The 16430-nt window shown below is 60.6% G+C and carries 8 protein-coding genes and 1 pseudogene; 5 read left to right on the plus strand and 4 right to left on the minus strand.

From position 1 onward, the window contains the following. Position 1 precedes the first annotated feature (1 nt). Together waaF and glnE are read right to left on the minus strand one after the other, a co-directional pair. Positions 2–1036 (minus strand): lipopolysaccharide heptosyltransferase II, encoded by a 1035-nt coding sequence (waaF, locus tag BK665_RS01250; RefSeq protein WP_123402488.1) that lies wholly within the window; start codon positions 1034–1036, stop codon positions 2–4. A gap of 331 nt (positions 1037–1367) precedes the next feature. Continuing rightward, entirely contained in the window at positions 1368–4307 is a 2940-nt protein-coding gene (glnE, locus tag BK665_RS01260; protein WP_123402489.1) for a bifunctional [glutamate--ammonia ligase]-adenylyl-L-tyrosine phosphorylase/[glutamate--ammonia-ligase] adenylyltransferase, read from the minus strand. Between the two features lie 383 nt (positions 4308–4690). On the opposite strand from glnE, the gene aceE reads away from it, so the two are divergent. The 5 genes from aceE to msrA all read left to right on the plus strand — a co-directional run bounded on the left by aceE (position 4691) and on the right by msrA (position 14766). Then, positions 4691–7336, plus strand: a complete 2646-nt coding sequence (aceE, locus tag BK665_RS01265; protein ID WP_123402490.1) for a pyruvate dehydrogenase (acetyl-transferring), homodimeric type — start codon at positions 4691–4693, stop codon at positions 7334–7336. 11 nt (positions 7337–7347) lie between these two features. Continuing rightward, positions 7348–9318 (plus strand): dihydrolipoyllysine-residue acetyltransferase, encoded by a 1971-nt coding sequence (gene aceF, locus BK665_RS01270; protein ID WP_123402491.1) that lies wholly within the window; start codon positions 7348–7350, stop codon positions 9316–9318. Between the two features lie 276 nt (positions 9319–9594). Beyond that, on the plus strand, positions 9595–10989 hold the full coding sequence (locus tag BK665_RS01275; protein WP_123402492.1) for an alkaline phosphatase D family protein: 1395 nt from the start codon (positions 9595–9597) through the stop codon (positions 10987–10989). A gap of 267 nt (positions 10990–11256) precedes the next feature. Then, positions 11257–13950 (plus strand): sensor domain-containing phosphodiesterase, encoded by a 2694-nt coding sequence (locus BK665_RS01280; RefSeq protein ID WP_123402493.1) that lies wholly within the window; start codon positions 11257–11259, stop codon positions 13948–13950. Positions 13951–14118: 168 nt separating this feature from the next. After that, entirely contained in the window at positions 14119–14766 is a 648-nt protein-coding gene (msrA, locus tag BK665_RS01285) for a peptide-methionine (S)-S-oxide reductase MsrA (protein ID WP_123402760.1), read from the plus strand. A gap of 91 nt (positions 14767–14857) precedes the next feature. On the opposite strand, the gene BK665_RS01290 is transcribed toward msrA, so the two are convergent. Continuing rightward, a complete protein-coding gene (locus BK665_RS01290; protein WP_123402494.1) occupies positions 14858–15694 on the minus strand; it encodes a 23S rRNA (adenine(2030)-N(6))-methyltransferase RlmJ in 837 nt (278 codons plus the stop codon). Positions 15695–15995: 301 nt separating this feature from the next. Beyond that, positions 15996–16319, minus strand: a pseudogene (locus BK665_RS01295) (hypothetical protein). Positions 16320–16430 lie beyond the last annotated feature (111 nt).

The raw sequence follows: 16430 nt of genomic DNA on the forward strand, positions 1-16430 counted from the left end.
ACTAATTGACCTCGACCACAGTGCCCTGCAACCGCTGCAAGGCTTCGTTGACCGGTTGCGGCTCCAACTGACGCAGGCAGTTGTAATGGCCGAAGCGGCAGGTGCGATCAAAGCACGGGCTGCATTCGAGGCCCAGGCGCACGATCTCGACGTGCTCGGCCAGCGGCGGGGTGAAGCCCGGCGAGGTCGAGCCGTAGACCGCGACCAACGGACGGTTAAGCGCGGCGGCGACGTGCATCAAGCCGGAGTCGTTGGAGACCACGGCGTCGGCGCAGGACATCAGGTCGATGGCCTCGGCCAGGGACGTGCCGCCGCTGAGGTTCACCGACTCTTCACGCAAACCGGGAATCAGCCGCGCGCGGATGTCTTCGCCCACCGCGTGATCGTTTTTCGAACCGAACAGCCAGACCTGCCAGCCTTCACGGATCTTCGCTTCGGCGACTTTCGCGTAATGCTCGGACGGCCAGCGCTTGGACTCGCCGAACTCGGCGCCGGGGCACAGGGCCAACACCGGACGGTCCAGAGCGAGGCCGAATTTGGCCAGCGCGGCCTCGCGGGTGACCGGGTCGATTTGCAGGCTTGGGCGTGGATAAGGTTTTGGCAGCTCGGCGCCCGACTCATAGGCCAGGGCCATGAACCGCTCAATCATCAACGGGTAGCGTTCTTTATCCAGGGTGCGCACGTCATTGAGCAGGCCATAGCGGAACTCGCCACGCCAGCCGGTGCGTTTCGGGATGCCTGCAAAGAACGGCACCAGCGCCGACTTCAGGGAATTGGGCAGCAGGATCGCCTGGTCATACTGGCCGGCCAGGGATTTGCCGATGCGCCGACGGGTCGCCAACTCAAGGGCACCGTGGCCGAGCGGGAAGCTCAAGGCCTGACGCACTTCGGGCATGCGCTCCAGGATCGGCCGGCTCCACTCCGGGGCCAGCACGTCGATTTCGCATTGCGGGTGGCGTTGCTTGAGACACTGAAACAGTGTCTGCGCCATCACCATGTCACCGACCCAACTGGGCCCAACGATCAGAATTTTCATGTGGTTTCCAAAAACGAACCGGGGAGGCATACGCCTCCCCGCCTCGAGAATCACTGTGGCAGCAAGGCTGCTTGCGATGGGTCATCACCTTCAACATGACTGTCGACTGTCACTCCGCTATCGCGAGCACGCCCGCTCCCACATTGGGTATTGGTGCACATCCAGTGCGGTGTAGCTTAGCTGCCATCTATCTCTAAGACAGCGCAGTTCTACTGTGGGAGCGAGCTTGCTCGCGATGAGGGCATCACATCCAACATCGATGGTGACTGTCAGGCCGCTATCGCGAGCAAGCTCGCTCCCACAGGGGTATTTGGTGCTGCAACTATCTGTTTCAGCTTAACCCCATCTCTTTCCAGATTCGCAACACCTGGCGCCGTTCGTCTGCGAACTGATCGCCCGGGATCACCCCCGGGTCCTTCTGCAAGGCCTGTCGGTGGGCGGCGGAGCGGTAGGCTTTATAGGCCTCGCGCAACAGGCTCGCGTCTTCGACGGGCATCAGCCCTGCCTTTTCCAACTCTTCCAGAATGCGGATGTTGTCGGTCCAGCGCAGCAATGACGGGTGCTGTTCGGACCACGCCAGGGCCGCGTATTGCACCATAAATTCAATATCGACGATACCACCGGCGTCCTGCTTGAGATCGAACGGCGCCGTGGCCTCGAAGGCGTTTGCCCCGGTGCCGGCGGCGGTGCTCTTGCTGCCGAGGTTATCGCGCATCTTGGCGCGCATCTCGCTGACCTCCTGACGCAAGGTCGGCAGATCCCGGGCCTTGCCCAGAATCGCCGCCCGAACCTTCTCGAACGCCTGGCCGACTTCCTGACTGCCCACCAGCACCCGCGCCCGCACCAGCGCCTGATGCTCCCAGGTCCAGGCTTCGTTTTCCTGATAGCGGGCAAACGCCCCCAGGGAACTCACCAGCAGCCCGGACGCACCGGACGGCCGCAAACGCATGTCCACTTCGTACAACTGACCGGAGTTGGTCTGGGCCGTGAGCAAGTGAATGATCCGCTGCCCCAACCGGGTGAAGAACTGCGCCCCGTCGATAGGCTTCGGCCCATCGGTTTCCGCCTGGGGGTCACCGTCGTGGATAAACACCAGGTCCAGGTCCGAACCATGCCCCAATTCCAGGCCGCCGACCTTCCCATAACCGACAATCACGAAGCCGGGATCGCACAAAGTGCCATCGGTGCGCAGGGGCGTGCCGTATTTGGCCACGGTTTGGCGCCAGGCCAGGGCCAGCACTTGTTCGAGGATCGCCTCTGCGAGCCAGGTCAGGTAATCGCTGACCTTCATCAATGGCAGGCTGCCGGCGATTTCCGAGGCGGCGACGCGCAAACGGTGGGCCAGTTTGAAATGGCGCAGGGCTTCCATTTGCTGTTCGAGGTCATCCTCGGGGATTCGCGTCAGGCGCTCGCGCAATTCGGCGGCCAGTTCCGGCGCCAACGGTGGCTTGAACAGGCGGCCTTCGTTGAGCAACTCATCGAGCAACAGCGGGAAGCGGGTGATTTGCTCGGCAATCCACGGGCTCGCGGCGCACAAGGTCAGCAAACGGCGCAAGGCGCCGGGGTTTTCCGTGAGCAACACTAAATAAGCCGAACGTCGAGCCACGGCTTCCACCAGTGGCAGCACCCGCTCAAGCACCAAGTCCGGATTGGCGTGTTCCACCGCTTGGGCCAACAGTCGCGGAATAAAGGCATCGAGGCGCTCGCGCCCCAGACGCTGCATCGCTCGCAGTTGCGGACTGCCGCGCAGACTGGCCAAGGTTTTCAGGGCTTTGGAAGCATCGGCAAAGCCGCCCTGCTCCAACTGCCGGCACGCGGCCTCTTCGTCCTGGGATTCTTCCCACAACGGCAGCCATTCACCGCCGACCACCACTTCTGCCTCAGCGCCTTCTTCTTCATCGGGATCGGCAATCACCTGAGCGAAGTGCCAGGCCACCCGGCCACGCCAATACATCAGCCGCTCGTGGAACGCGTCCCAATCGGCAAAGCCGAGCATGAAAGCAATCCGCGCCTGATCCTGTGCGCCGTCCGGCAGCATCTGGGTCTGGCGGTCGGCGATCGCCTGGATCGCATGTTCGGTGTAACGCAGGAATTCGTAGCCGTTGCGCAACTCGGCGATTACCGGTGCCGGCAGGTAACCCTGGCCTTCCAGTGTGCTCAGCACTTTTAATAGCGGACGTTGTTGCAGGCTCAGGTCGCGGCCACCGTGGATCAACTGGAACGCCTGGGCGATGAACTCGACTTCACGAATGCCGCCAGAGCCGAGTTTGATGTTGTCGGCCATGCCTTTGCGCCGCACTTCCTGCTGGATCAACTGCTTCATGGTGCGCAGCGCTTCGATGGCCGAGAAGTCCAGATAGCGGCGGTAAACGAACGGACGCAGCATTTCCTGCAATTGCGCGCCGGCCACTTGATCGCCGGCCACCACCCGCGACTTGATCATCGCGTAGCGTTCCCAGTCGCGGCCCTGGTCCTGGTAATACTGTTCGAGTGCGTTGAAGCTCAGCACCAGCGCACCGGCCGAACCGTAAGGGCGCAGGCGCATATCAACGCGGAACACGAAACCGTCGACGGTCATCGGGTCCAGGGCCTTGATCAGACGCTGGCCGAGGCGAATGAAAAATTCCTGGTTATCCAGCGAGCGCTTCACGCCCACGGTTTCCCCGCCCTCGGGGTAGGCGAAGATCAGGTCGATGTCCGACGACAGGTTCAGCTCCACCGCGCCGAGTTTGCCCATGCCGAGGATGACCATTTGCTGCGGCTCGCCGCTGCGTCGGCCGGTGGGCACGCCGAACTGCTGGCAATGCCGCGAATACAACCACTGATAGGCCTGATCGATGCTGGCATCGGCCATGTCCGAGAGGTCGCGGCAGGTCTGGACCAGATCGGCCTGGCGGGTCAGGTCGCGCCAGATGATCCGCACTTGCTGGCGGGTGCGCTGGCGGCGCAGGACGCGGCCGAGGTCGTCTTCGCTTTCAGCGGCGTTCACGGCCGCCGCAATCTGCGCGCAAAGTTCGCCGGGGGCGAAGGCGCGATCCAGTTCGCCGGACTGCACCAGCGCCAGCAACATCAAAGGGTCACGCACGCTCTGTTCAATCACGAAGTCGCTGGCGGCGGCGACCCGGGCGAATTGCGCCCAGCGTTCAGGCGTCCAGGCCGACAGGCCATGGTCGTCATCCAATAAGGCGACGGCCCCACGGAACGACTGCTCGGCACGGTTGACCAACGGCTCAAGAATGGCGGGCAGTTCGGCAAGCGAAGGCAGGGTCATGGTCTATCCTTGATCGGCGTGTGAGGGGCTGCATGTAGTGATTCTTGAAAACACGCTACGTGACCGACTGTCGAACAAAGGTTAGAAATAGCTGAAATTTCTTTTATTTTGGCAGCCAACATCAAGCTTTCACCTTTTCTGGTTGGCAAAAGACCAACCTTAACGATTATTCTCACAACGCAGCCGGAGGCCACAAGCCATTCATCTGTAGTTTTACTACTCGTCTATACATTCGAAAGGCTGAAATGCCCGTTGATTTGTAGTAAAACTACACGCCGCCGGAACAACCTCTCGGCAATCCAAGAATTTATATCGTCTGCCCACAAGGCCAGTCGCAAACTCAGGCAACCGATTCTGGAAGCCTTTCCGCCCTGGAGCAAGCCATGCAAGACCTCGATCCCGTCGAAACCCAGGAATGGCTGGACGCCCTGGAATCGGTTCTCGACAAAGAAGGCGAAGACCGCGCTCACTATCTGATGACCCGTATGGGCGAATTGGCGACCCGCAGCGGTTCGCAACTGCCTTACGCCATCACCACGCCATACCGCAACACCATTCCTGTGACCCACGAAGCACGCATGCCTGGCGACCTGTTCATGGAACGCCGCATTCGCTCGTTGGTACGCTGGAACGCGATGGCCATGGTGATGCGTACGAACCTGAAAGATTCGGACCTGGGCGGTCACATCTCCAGCTTCGCCTCCAGCGCCACCCTGTATGACATCGGCTTCAACTACTTCTTCCAGGCCCCGACCGACGAACACGGCGGCGACCTGATCTACTTCCAGGGCCACACCTCGCCAGGCGTTTACGCCCGTGCGTTCATGGAAGGTCGCATCACCGAAGACCAGATGAACAACTTCCGTCAGGAAGTCGACGGTCACGGCTTGTCGTCCTACCCGCACCCATGGCTGATGCCTGACTTCTGGCAGTTCCCGACCGTATCCATGGGTCTGGGCCCGATCCAGGCGATCTACCAGGCGCGCTTCATGAAGTACCTGGAAGCCCGCGGCTTCATCCCTGAAGGCAAGCAGAAAGTCTGGTGCTTCCTGGGCGACGGCGAGTGTGACGAGCCGGAATCCCTGGGCGCCATCTCCCTGGCTGGCCGCGAGAAGCTCGACAACCTGATCTTCGTCATCAACTGCAACCTGCAGCGCCTCGACGGCCCGGTTCGCGGCAACGGCAAGATCATTCAGGAACTCGAAGGCGTGTTCCGCGGTGCTCAGTGGAACGTGACCAAAGTCATCTGGGGCCGTTTCTGGGATCCACTGCTGGCCAAAGACGTCGACGGCATCCTGCAACGTCGCATGGACGAAGTCATCGACGGCGAGTACCAGAACTACAAAGCCAAAGACGGCGCGTTCGTGCGTGAACACTTCTTCAACTCGCCAGAACTCAAGGCTATGGTTGCTGATCTGTCCGACGACGAGATCTGGAAACTCAACCGTGGCGGCCACGACCCGTACAAGGTCTACGCGGCGTACCACGAAGCGGTCAACCACAAAGAACAACCCACCGTCATCCTGGCCAAGACCATCAAGGGTTATGGCACCGGTGCCGGCGAAGCGAAGAACACCGCGCACAACACCAAGAAGGTTGATGTTGAAAGCCTGAAGCTGTTCCGCGATCGTTTCGACATTCCAGTACGCGACGAAGAGCTGGAAAACCTGCCGTTCTTCAAGCCAGAGCCAAACAGCGCCGAAGCCCGCTACCTCAGCGAGCGCCGCACGGCCCTCGGCGGTTTCGTGCCACAGCGCCGCGCCAAGAGCATCAGCGTGCCGACGCCGCCACTCGACACCCTCAAGGCGATCCTTGACGGCTCGGGCGACCGTGAAATTTCCACCACCATGGCCTTCGTGCGCATCCTCGCGCAATTGGTCAAGGACAAGGAAATCGGCTCGCGCATCGTTCCGATCATCCCGGACGAAGCCCGTACCTTCGGTATGGAAGGCATGTTCCGTCAGTTGGGCATCTACTCCTCCGTCGGCCAGCTCTACGAGCCAGTCGATAAAGACCAGGTGATGTTCTACAAAGAAGACAAGAAGGGCCAGATCCTCGAAGAAGGCATCAACGAAGCGGGCGCCATGAGCTCCTTCATCGCTGCCGGTACTTCGTACTCCAGCCACAACCAGCCAATGCTGCCGTTCTACATCTTCTACTCGATGTTCGGCTTCCAGCGTATCGGCGACCTCGCCTGGGCCGCTGGCGACAGCCGTACCCGTGGCTTCCTGATCGGCGGCACCGCCGGCCGGACCACGCTCAACGGCGAAGGCCTGCAACACGAAGATGGTCACAGCCACATCCTGGCCGGCACCATCCCGAACTGCCGCACCTTTGATCCAACCTACGGCTATGAGCTGGCGGTGATCATCCAGGACGGCATGAAGAAGATGACCGAAGAGCAGCAGGACGTTTTCTACTACATCACCGTGATGAACGAGTCCTACCAGCAGCCAGCCATGCCGGCCGGTGTCGAGGAAGGCATCATCAAGGGCATGTACCTGCTCGAAGAAGACACCCGCGAAGCGGCGCACCACGTTCAACTGATGGGCTCCGGCACCATCCTGCGTGAAGTCCGTGAAGCGGCGAAGATCCTGCGTGAAGAGTTCAACGTCGGCGCTGACGTGTGGAGCGTTACCAGCTTCAACGAACTGCGTCGCGACGGCCTGGCCGTAGAGCGTACCAATCGCCTGCACCCTGGCCAGAAGCCTAAGCTGAGCTACGTCGAAGAGTGCCTGAACGGCCGTAAAGGTCCGGTCATCGCGTCTACCGACTACATGAAGCTGTTCGCAGAACAAATTCGTCAGTGGGTCCCGTCCAAGGAATTCAAAGTCCTGGGCACCGACGGTTTCGGTCGCAGTGACAGCCGTAAAAAGCTGCGTCACTTCTTCGAAGTCGACCGTCACTTCGTGGTGTTGGCAGCCCTGGAAGCCTTGGCTGACCGTGGTGATATCGAACCTAAGGTGGTGGCCGAGGCTATCGTCAAGTTCGGGATCAACCCGGAAAAACTCAACCCACTGGACTGCTGAGGAGACAATCTGTGAGCGAACTCATTCGAGTACCTGACATCGGCAGCGGTGAAGGTGAAGTAATCGAACTTTTTGTGAAGGTCGGCGACCGTATCGAAGCCGACCAGAGCATCCTGACGCTTGAGTCGGACAAGGCGAGCATGGAAGTGCCTGCGCCGAAGGCCGGCATCATCAAGAGCCTGAAAGTGAAGCTGGGCGATCGCCTGAAAGAAGGCGACGAACTGCTGGAGCTGGAAGTCGAAGGTGCCACTGAGGCGGCCCCTGCGCCTGCCGCTGCTGCGCCGGCCGCCAAGGCTGAAGCGGCACCTGCGGCTGCACCTGCGGCTGCACCTGCCGCCGCTGCTCCGGCTGCCGCGCCTGCTGCTGCTTCGGTTCAGCAAGTGCACGTGCCGGACATCGGTTCGGCGGGCAAGGCCCAGATCATCGAAATCCAGGTCAAGGTCGGCGACACCGTCGCGGCTGATCAGTCGTTGATCACCCTGGAATCCGACAAGGCAAGCATGGAAATCCCATCGCCTGCCGCTGGCGTGGTCAAGGCCATCAGCGTCAAGCTCAATGACGAAGTTGGCACTGGCGACCTGATCCTGGACCTGGAAGTGGCGGGTGCTGCGGCCCCTGCTGCTGCCGCGCCAGCTCAGGCGGCTGCACCGGCTCCAGCCGCTGCTGCCCCAGCCGCCGCGCCTGCTGCTCCGGTGGCCGACAGCGTTCAGGACATTCACGTCCCGGACATCGGCTCGTCGGGCAAGGCCAAGATCATCGAAGTACTGGTCAAGGCTGGCGACACCGTCACCGCCGACCAGTCGCTGATCACCCTGGAATCCGACAAGGCGAGCATGGAAATCCCATCGCCTGCCGCTGGCGTGGTGGAAAGCGTTTCCATCAAGCTGGATGACGAAGTCGGTACGGGCGACCTGATCCTGAAGCTCAAAGTCAAAGGCGCTGCGCCTGCTGCTGCACCGGCGCCGGCCGCTGCTGCCGCACCTGCCGCTTCTGCTCCAGCCGCCGCGGCACCTGCTGCTCCGGTAGCCGCCGCACCGGTTGCTGCACCGGCCAAGCCTGGCGCCAAGGTTCACGCCGGCCCGGCTGTTCGCCAACTGGCCCGTGAATTCGGCGTCGAGCTGAACGCGGTTGGCGCAAGCGGTCCGCACGGTCGCATCCTGAAAGAAGACGTGCAGGTTTACGTCAAAGCCATGATGCAGAAGGCCAAGGAAGCACCGGCCGCTGCGGCTGGCGCAACCGGTGGTGCGGGCATCCCGCCGATTCCGGTCGTGGACTTCAGCCGCTTCGGTGAAACCGAAGAAGTGCCGATGACTCGCCTGATGCAAATCGGCGCGTCGAGCCTGCATCGCAGCTGGCTGAACATTCCGCACGTGACTCAGTTCGATTCGGCTGATATCACCGACCTGGAAGCGTTCCGTATCGCTCAGAAAGCCGTTGCAGAGAAGGCTGGCGTCAAGCTGACCATCCTGCCGCTGCTGCTCAAGTCCTGCGCGCACCTGCTCAAGGAACTGCCGGACTTCAACAGTTCGCTGGCACCTAGCGGCAAGGCGATCATCCGCAAGAAGTACGTGAACATCGGCTTCGCAGTCGACACCCCGGATGGCCTGCTCGTACCGGTCATCAAGAACGTCGACCAGAAGAGCCTGTTGCAACTGGCTGCCGAAGCCGCCGTGCTGGCCGCCAAAGCCCGCGACAAGAAGCTCACCGCTGACGACATGCAAGGCGCCTGCTTCACCATTTCCAGCCTCGGCCACATTGGCGGCACCGGCTTCACGCCGATCGTCAACGCGCCGGAAGTGGCGATCCTCGGTGTTTCCAAGGCAACCATCCAGCCAGTCTGGGACGGCAAAGCCTTCCAGCCGAAACTGATGCTGCCCCTGTCGCTGTCCTACGATCACCGTGTGATCAACGGCGCCGCTGCGGCACGCTTCACCCAGCGTCTGAGCAGCCTGCTGGCCGACATCCGCACCATCCTGCTGTAACACCAGCGGGCCCTCCGCCACCGGAGGGCCTGCTGCGTTCGACGATTTCCGAGCGCCACGCTCGTACCTCAACCCCGCCAATTTGGCGGGGCTTTTTTTTGCCTCGGAAAAACCCTGGCAGCTTCCTACAGCTGTGGCTGAACTTGCCCACAACGCCAGTCCCTTTCGGCCCGATATTTTTTGCCGGCCAGTAACTAGTCTTAGTTGCATAAAGTTCAAACTGAACTTTGACACCATCAATAGCTTAGTTAGCACTACTTCGAACGGATTCGAAATATGTTTAAACCGACTGTCGGCCCGATTATTGGCCACACTACAACTAACCACGCGCGCATTTTTCTGCGCGGAGATTCTCAGCATAGCGACAGTGTATTTGCCGGCATCCGTTATCGGCGCCTGGGCGATGAACGCTGGACTAAAGGCGTGTTTGCCAAACTGTCACTGTTGCGCGACCGGTGCGATGTCATTGCGCTGAATAATCTGGGAGAAGATACCGAATACGAATACCAGGCGGGTTGGTTCAGCCCGATGAACCCGGTGCATACCGTGGAAACGGTGCAGGAATTGCCGCTGCAATGGCCGCGGGAGATCTATCGTTTTCGCACTCGCTCCAGCCAGCGCGCACTGCCGCGGGCCTATATCGTCGGGTCTTGCCGGTATCTGCGCATGACTGCCGGCATTGCGTCGATGCCGCATTTGGGCGACCGGATCTTTGCCTCTATCACGCATCTGGCGGAACAGGCCGATCCGCCGATCAGTGCGACGCTGATGACCGGGGATCAAATCTATGTCGATGACTTGAATCGCATTGCCCCTGACCGGGAATACAAGGAGATCCTCAGTAAATACCGGGCGGCCTTTTCACAACCCAACATACAAAAGTTAATGTCTGGCACATCGACTTACATGATCCTTGACGACCATGAAATTGAAGACAACTGGCCCGCCAATAAAAGCGCAAGTGATAACGACTTGTATGAAAATGCCATCGCCGCTTATGAGCTGTATCAAGCCAGCCACAGCCCTGCGCATGAACTATTGAGTAACGGGCAAATAAGCCGAAAACTGGAACAATATTGGTATCAGTTTGCCGACGGCGATATTGAATGGTTTGTTACCGATAGCCGAACCCGGCGCAATTTGTCCGCCGAGGATCGACGCATCCTCGATGCAGAACAGGAACACGCGTTGCTCAAATGGCTGATCAACAGCCCGGCACGGGTGAAATTAGTGGTCACCAGCGTGATGTTTTATCCCGACCGTAAAAACCTCGGCGACGACGCCTGGAAAGCCTTCCCGGAACAACGCCTGCGGTTGCTGGAGACCATTCGTACACACCGCATCCGCAACGTCGTCTTCGTTTCCGGCGATGTCCACGGTTCCCTGACCAGTCGTCTGACCCACAGCGAGGACCCGGACTTCGAGGTGCATACCGTCGTGTCATCGCCGCTGTGCAACAGCAAGCTGCTGCCGTATGCCCGGGAATCGACGTTCATCCTGGATCAGCCACTGGCGCACACGGCGGCCGGCGATTATCGGCATGCGCTCACGAGCAAGGTGGTGAGCCAGGATAATTTCGCGCATCTGGTGGTTGAGGCTGAGCAGATTCGGGTCAATTACCATGATCGGGAGGGCGAGCTTTTGCAGTCGATTGGCATTCCATTGCGTTAAAAATCAAAAGATCGCAGCCTTCGGCAGCTCCTACAGGGTGTACGCCATCCCAATGTAGGAGCTGCCGAAGGCTGCGATCTTTTCAGCCAAAACCATTACTTTCACCCCTTCATTGGAGAAATCCTGCCTCCTGCCGACATATTCTTATAGCACTTGGCCTTCATGTCTCTTGTCAGTCGGTGCCGCAATGATGCAACCTTGCCGCAGGCAACAGTTAAGAGGGCGAGAGCCCGGCGCGATCAGCATATTCGAAGCGAGTTCCCCCCCATGAAAAGCCAACCCGATGCCGCCAGCCGTATGGTGGCCGAGGTAGTGACGCAGTTGCCTGTGCCCTCGCGGCTCGGCATGCTGCGTTTCGAACGGCTGAATGAAGCAAGCTGGGCGCTGTTGTTTCTCGATCCCAATTGCGAACGCCAGTTCGGCCTGCCGGCGGTGGAGCTCTGCGCCCTGGTCGGCTCGCCCTACGCCAGCCTGATGGAGCCCGAAGCGCGCTATCAACTGCATGACGCGATCCAGCTGCAACTCGCCGACAGCCCGCATTACCTGATCCGCTATACCCTGCACACCGCCGCCGGCACGTTGAGCCTGCTGGAACTGGGCGAAGCCTACAAACAACACAATCGACACCTGCTGCGCGGCTACCTGATGGTGGTGGATGGCCTGTTCGACAACGAGCCGCTGCTGCCGGCCCTCGACCTGGAAACCCAGAACTCGCGCCTGCAAATCGCCCTGGAACTCAACCAGCGTGCCCAGCAGGAACAATTGCAGCATCTGGACCGGGTGCGCGCCCAGCAAGACCTGATCCTGCTGCTGACCCGCCAGCGCTACAGCTCCGGCAATTCCCTGCAAGAAGCCGCCGAGCTGATCACCCGCTGCGCCTGCGACATCTACGAAATCGACTGCGCCAGCCTGTGGAACCTCGAAGGCTCGACGCTGGTGCCGATCTCGTCGTATCACCGCGCCACTCAGGAATACCTGATGCCGGAGCCGATCGACGCCAGCAGCTTCCCCGACTACCTCGACGCCCTGCACACCAGCCGTGCCATCGATGCGCACAACGCGATCCGCGACCCGCGCACCCGGGACATGGCCGAGAGCCTGCGGCCACGGGACGTCAACGCCATGCTTGACGCCAGTATCCGCGTCGATGGCCAGGTGGTCGGCGTGTTGTGCCTGGAACAGACCGGCGTCACCCGCGCCTGGCAATCGGACGAAATCGCCTTTGCCGGTGAGCTGGCGGACCAGTTCGCCCAGGTCATCAACAACCACAACCGCCGCACCGCCACCAGCGCCCTGCACCTGTTCCAGCGTGCGGTGGAGCAAAGTGCCAACGCCTTTTTGCTGGTCAATTGCGACGGCGTGGTGGAATACGTCAACCCGAGCTTCACCGCGATCACCCAGTACAGCACCGAAGAAGTCCACGGCCAGCGCCTGTCGGAACTGCCGGCGCTGGAAAACCTCAGCGAATTGCTGTTCGACGCGCCCTCGGCGCTGGCCAAGAGCAACAGTTGGCAGGGCGAATTCAAGAGCCGCCGCAAAAACCTCGAACCGTACTGGGGCCAGTTGTCGATCTCCAAGGTCTACGGCGACAACCGCGAACTGACCCACTACATCGGCATCTACGAAGACATCACCCAGACCAAGCTCGCGCAGCAGCGCATCGAGCGTTTGGCCTACACCGACAACCTGACCAACCTCGGCAACCGCCCGGCGTTTATCCGCAACCTCGATGAACGCTTCGCCCGGGACACCGACACGCCGATCAGCCTGTTGCTGGTGGACATCGATAACTTCAAGCGGATCAACGACAGCCTCGGCCACCAGACCGGCGACAAACTGCTGATCAGCCTGGCCCGGCGCCTGCGTAACAGCCTGAGCCCTAGCGGCAGCCTGGCGCGTTTCGCCAGTAACGAATTCGCCGTATTGCTGGACAACACCGACCTCTCGGCCGGCCAGCAAGTCGCCAACCAATTGCTGGCGACCCTCGACAAACCGATGTTCGTCGACAACCAGTTGATCAGCGTCACCGGCTCCGTGGGCCTGGCCTGTGCGCCGCTGCATGGCCGCGACCCGCAGACGCTGATGCGCAACGCTGGCCTCGCCCTGCACAAGGCCAAGGCCAACGGCAAGCATCAGGTTCAGGTGTTTACCGAAGCGTTGAACGCCGAGGCCAGCTACAAGCTGTTCGTCGAAAACAACCTGCGCCGCGCCCTGACCCAGAACGAGCTGGACGTGTTCTACCAGCCCAAGCTGTGCCTGCGCAGCGGTCGCCTGCTGGGGATGGAAGCCTTGCTGCGCTGGAACCATCCGGAAAAAGGCATGATCCGCCCGGACCAGTTCATCAGCGTGGCGGAAGAAACCGGCCTGATCATTCCGATCGGCAAGTGGATCGCCCGCCAGGCCTGCCGCATGAGCAAGGAACTGACCGCCGCTGGCCTGGGCAACCTGCAAGTGGCGATCAACCTGTCGCCCAAGCAGTTCTCCGACCCGGACCTGGTGGCGTCCATCGCCAGCATCCTTAAGGAAGAAGCGCTGCCGGCGAACCTGCTGGAGCTGGAACTGACCGAAGGCCTGCTGCTGGAAGCCACCGAGGACACGCACCTGCAACTCGACCAGCTCAAGCGTCTGGGCCTGACCCTGGCCATGGACGACTTCGGCACCGGTTACTCGTCGCTCAGCTACCTGAAAAAATTCCCGATCGACATCATCAAGATCGATCGCAGCTTCATCCACGAAATCCCGGACAACCAGGACGACATGGAAATCACCTCCGCCGTGATCGCCATGGCCCATAACCTGAAACTCAAGGTCGTGGCCGAAGGCATCGAGACCGCCGAGCAGTTGGCCTTCCTGCGCCGCCACCGCTGCGACGTCGGCCAAGGCTACCTGTTCGACCGCCCGATCCCGGGTTCCGAGCTGATCGAAAAGCTCAAACGCTACCCGCGTGGCCCTCTGGCCTGAAACCACACCGCATTCCCTGTGGGAGCGAGCCTGCTCGCGAAAGCGGTGTGTCAGTCCCCTCTATGTTGAATGTCATGCCGTCTTCGCGAGCAGGCTCGCTCCCACAGGGATAATTGGGCAAACTGCGTGTCTGACAATTTACATTCAACCTGACTGAGGGGACTGATGATGGTCTTGCGCTCGGAAATTCTGGTGAACAAAAACGTGCTCCCGACTAAAGAACAAGCTCTGCCTGGCCGTGAAACCCCGATGAACCTGCCGGAAAAACACTTCGTCCACGACGCGCCGTTGCTGGGCCCGTTCGACATGAACGTGGATTTCGCGATCTTCGGCCTGGGCTGTTTCTGGGGCGCGGAGCGGCGGTTCTGGCAGCGCGAAGGCGTGGTCAGCACCGTGGTGGGCTACGCCGGCGGCTTCACGCCGAACCCGACCTATGAAGAAGTCTGCTCCGGCCTGACGGGCCACAGCGAAGTGGTGCTGGTGGTCTACGAACCGGAGAAAGTCAGCTACGACGAGCTGCTGAAAATGTTCTGGGAACTGCACAACCCGACCCAAGGCATGCGCCAGGGCAACGACATCGGCACCCAGTACCGCTCGGTGATCTACGCCACCAACCCGGACCAGTTGGCCGCCGCCAAGCACAGCGCACAAGTGTTCCAGGTTGAACTGACCAAGGCAGGCAAAGGCACCATCACTACCGAAATCGACGAAGCCCCGACGGTTTACTTCGCCGAGGCTTATCACCAGCAGTACCTGGCGAAAAACCCTGAAGGGTATTGCGGGATTGGCGGCACGGGCGTGGTTTGCCCGATCTAAGGATAGCTACAAGCGGCAAGTTTCAAGCTTCAAGCAAAAGCCCAGCGCTAATCGCTTTTACTTGTCGCTTGCCGCTTGCCACTTACCGCTGCTACTCCGCAATTAGCCAATCCATCTGCCACCCACCCTGGGTCTGCCCCAGTTTCTGGGACAACCACGGCAGCAGCTCACGCAATTCCTCTTCCAGCCCCCACGGCGGATTCGCAATCGCCAACCCCGAACCGTTCAGGCTGTTCGGCGTATCCAGCGGATGCACCAACAACTCCACCCGCAACAACTTCGGCGCGCCGGAGCCGGCCAGATCCTGATAAAAACGACGCAACAGGCGCTGGTCCTTCACCGGATACCAAATCGCCGCCACGGTCTGACGCATCCGCCCTACCGCTTCTTTGAGCGACGCCGCACAACGCTGCATCTCATCGAGCTGCTCGAACGGCGGATCAATCAACATCACCGCCCGCTTCTCCTGCACCGGCAACATCGCGCGAGGCACATGCCAGCCTTCGCCCAGGTGAACCTTCACCCGACGATCACCGGCCATGTTGTCCTTGAGCAGCAAACCGTCTTCAGGGTGCTTCTCGTTGAGCATCACCCGATCCTGCGGCCGCGTCAGACGCCGCGCCAACTCCGGCGACCCCGGGTAATAGCGCAACTGGCCATCCGGGTTCATGTCGTGCAACACCTTCATGTAATCGGCGGTCAGCGCCGGCAAATCCGGCTGATCCCACAACCGCGCGATCCCTTCCAGATACTCACCGGTACGGCTCGCCTGATCGCCCTGCAGGTCATACAGACCAATACCGGCGTGAGTGTCGAGATAGGCAAACGGCTGCTCCTTGCGCGACATCAGGGCGATGAGGCGGGTCAAAGTCAGGTGTTTGAACACATCGGCGTGATTGCCGGCATGGAAGGCGTGACGATAATTCATGATTGCTCCTGCGAAGGCCGGGAAGTTTACCTTGTACCGAGCCGAACGTCAGGGGTTGGTGGCCGAGCGGCAGCCCACACGGTAATCGCGACCCCGTTCTATGGAAACGATCACCGTAGGAGCTGCCGAAGGCTGCGATCTTTTGATCTTGCCCTTGTGGCGAGGGGGCTTGCCCCCGTTGGGCTGCGCAGCCGCCCCAAAACCAGCCCCCAGACTTGCCAGGCACACCGCAGCGCTCGGTTCAGCGACTGCTCCGCAGCCGAACGGGAGCAAGCTCCCTCGCCACAAAAGCTCTTCGCTGCTACTCCGGCGACCGAGCCCGCAACCGCCGCCCAATCACATCCAACACATCACACCCGTCGCGCAACGGAATGGCGCAGAGCAACGCGAAGTCACTAAGGATGAAGGACTCGCATTCGATGGAATCGCGCATGGACAAGTTTTCCAACACCTGAGTAACGGCACGGATTCGATAGTTGGCAGCGTCATACAAAACATCGAGCGGGGCGTGGGTGTCGACAAATAAGGTCGGCATTTCACAGCAATTGCTGGTGAGTGCCATGTAGCGGTTATCGGGGTGGGAGACTGGTTTTTCTTAGGGTGGGTCGGGGTGAAGGGTTTTCATATTTTTTAGACCTTGGTGGATAAATTGAAGCTACCAACGGCCTTTCCTACGGGCTTGGGTGGCAGCCGTGCGCGGGAGTAGGAAACTGAGGTACCCACCAAACTCAGCCAC

The organism is Pseudomonas frederiksbergensis, assembly GCF_003732665.1.
Classification (GTDB): Bacteria; Pseudomonadota; Gammaproteobacteria; order Pseudomonadales; family Pseudomonadaceae; genus Aquipseudomonas; species Aquipseudomonas frederiksbergensis_G.

Bases quoted from the DNA above. Each gene is read 5' to 3' on its own strand.
- waaF (WP_123402488.1), bottom strand. From the start codon at position 1,036: ATGAAAATTCTGATCGTTGGGCCCAGTTGGGTCGGTGACATGGTGATG.
- glnE (WP_123402489.1), bottom strand. From the start codon at position 4,307: ATGACCCTGCCTTCGCTTGCCGAACTGCCCGCCATTCTTGAGCCGTTG.
- aceE (WP_123402490.1), top strand. From the start codon at position 4,691: ATGCAAGACCTCGATCCCGTCGAAACCCAGGAATGGCTGGACGCCCTG.
- BK665_RS01275 (WP_123402492.1), top strand. From the start codon at position 9,595: ATGTTTAAACCGACTGTCGGCCCGATTATTGGCCACACTACAACTAAC.
- BK665_RS01280 (WP_123402493.1), top strand. From the start codon at position 11,257: ATGAAAAGCCAACCCGATGCCGCCAGCCGTATGGTGGCCGAGGTAGTG.
- msrA (WP_123402760.1), top strand. From the start codon at position 14,119: ATGGTCTTGCGCTCGGAAATTCTGGTGAACAAAAACGTGCTCCCGACT.
- BK665_RS01290 (WP_123402494.1), bottom strand. From the start codon at position 15,694: ATGAATTATCGTCACGCCTTCCATGCCGGCAATCACGCCGATGTGTTC.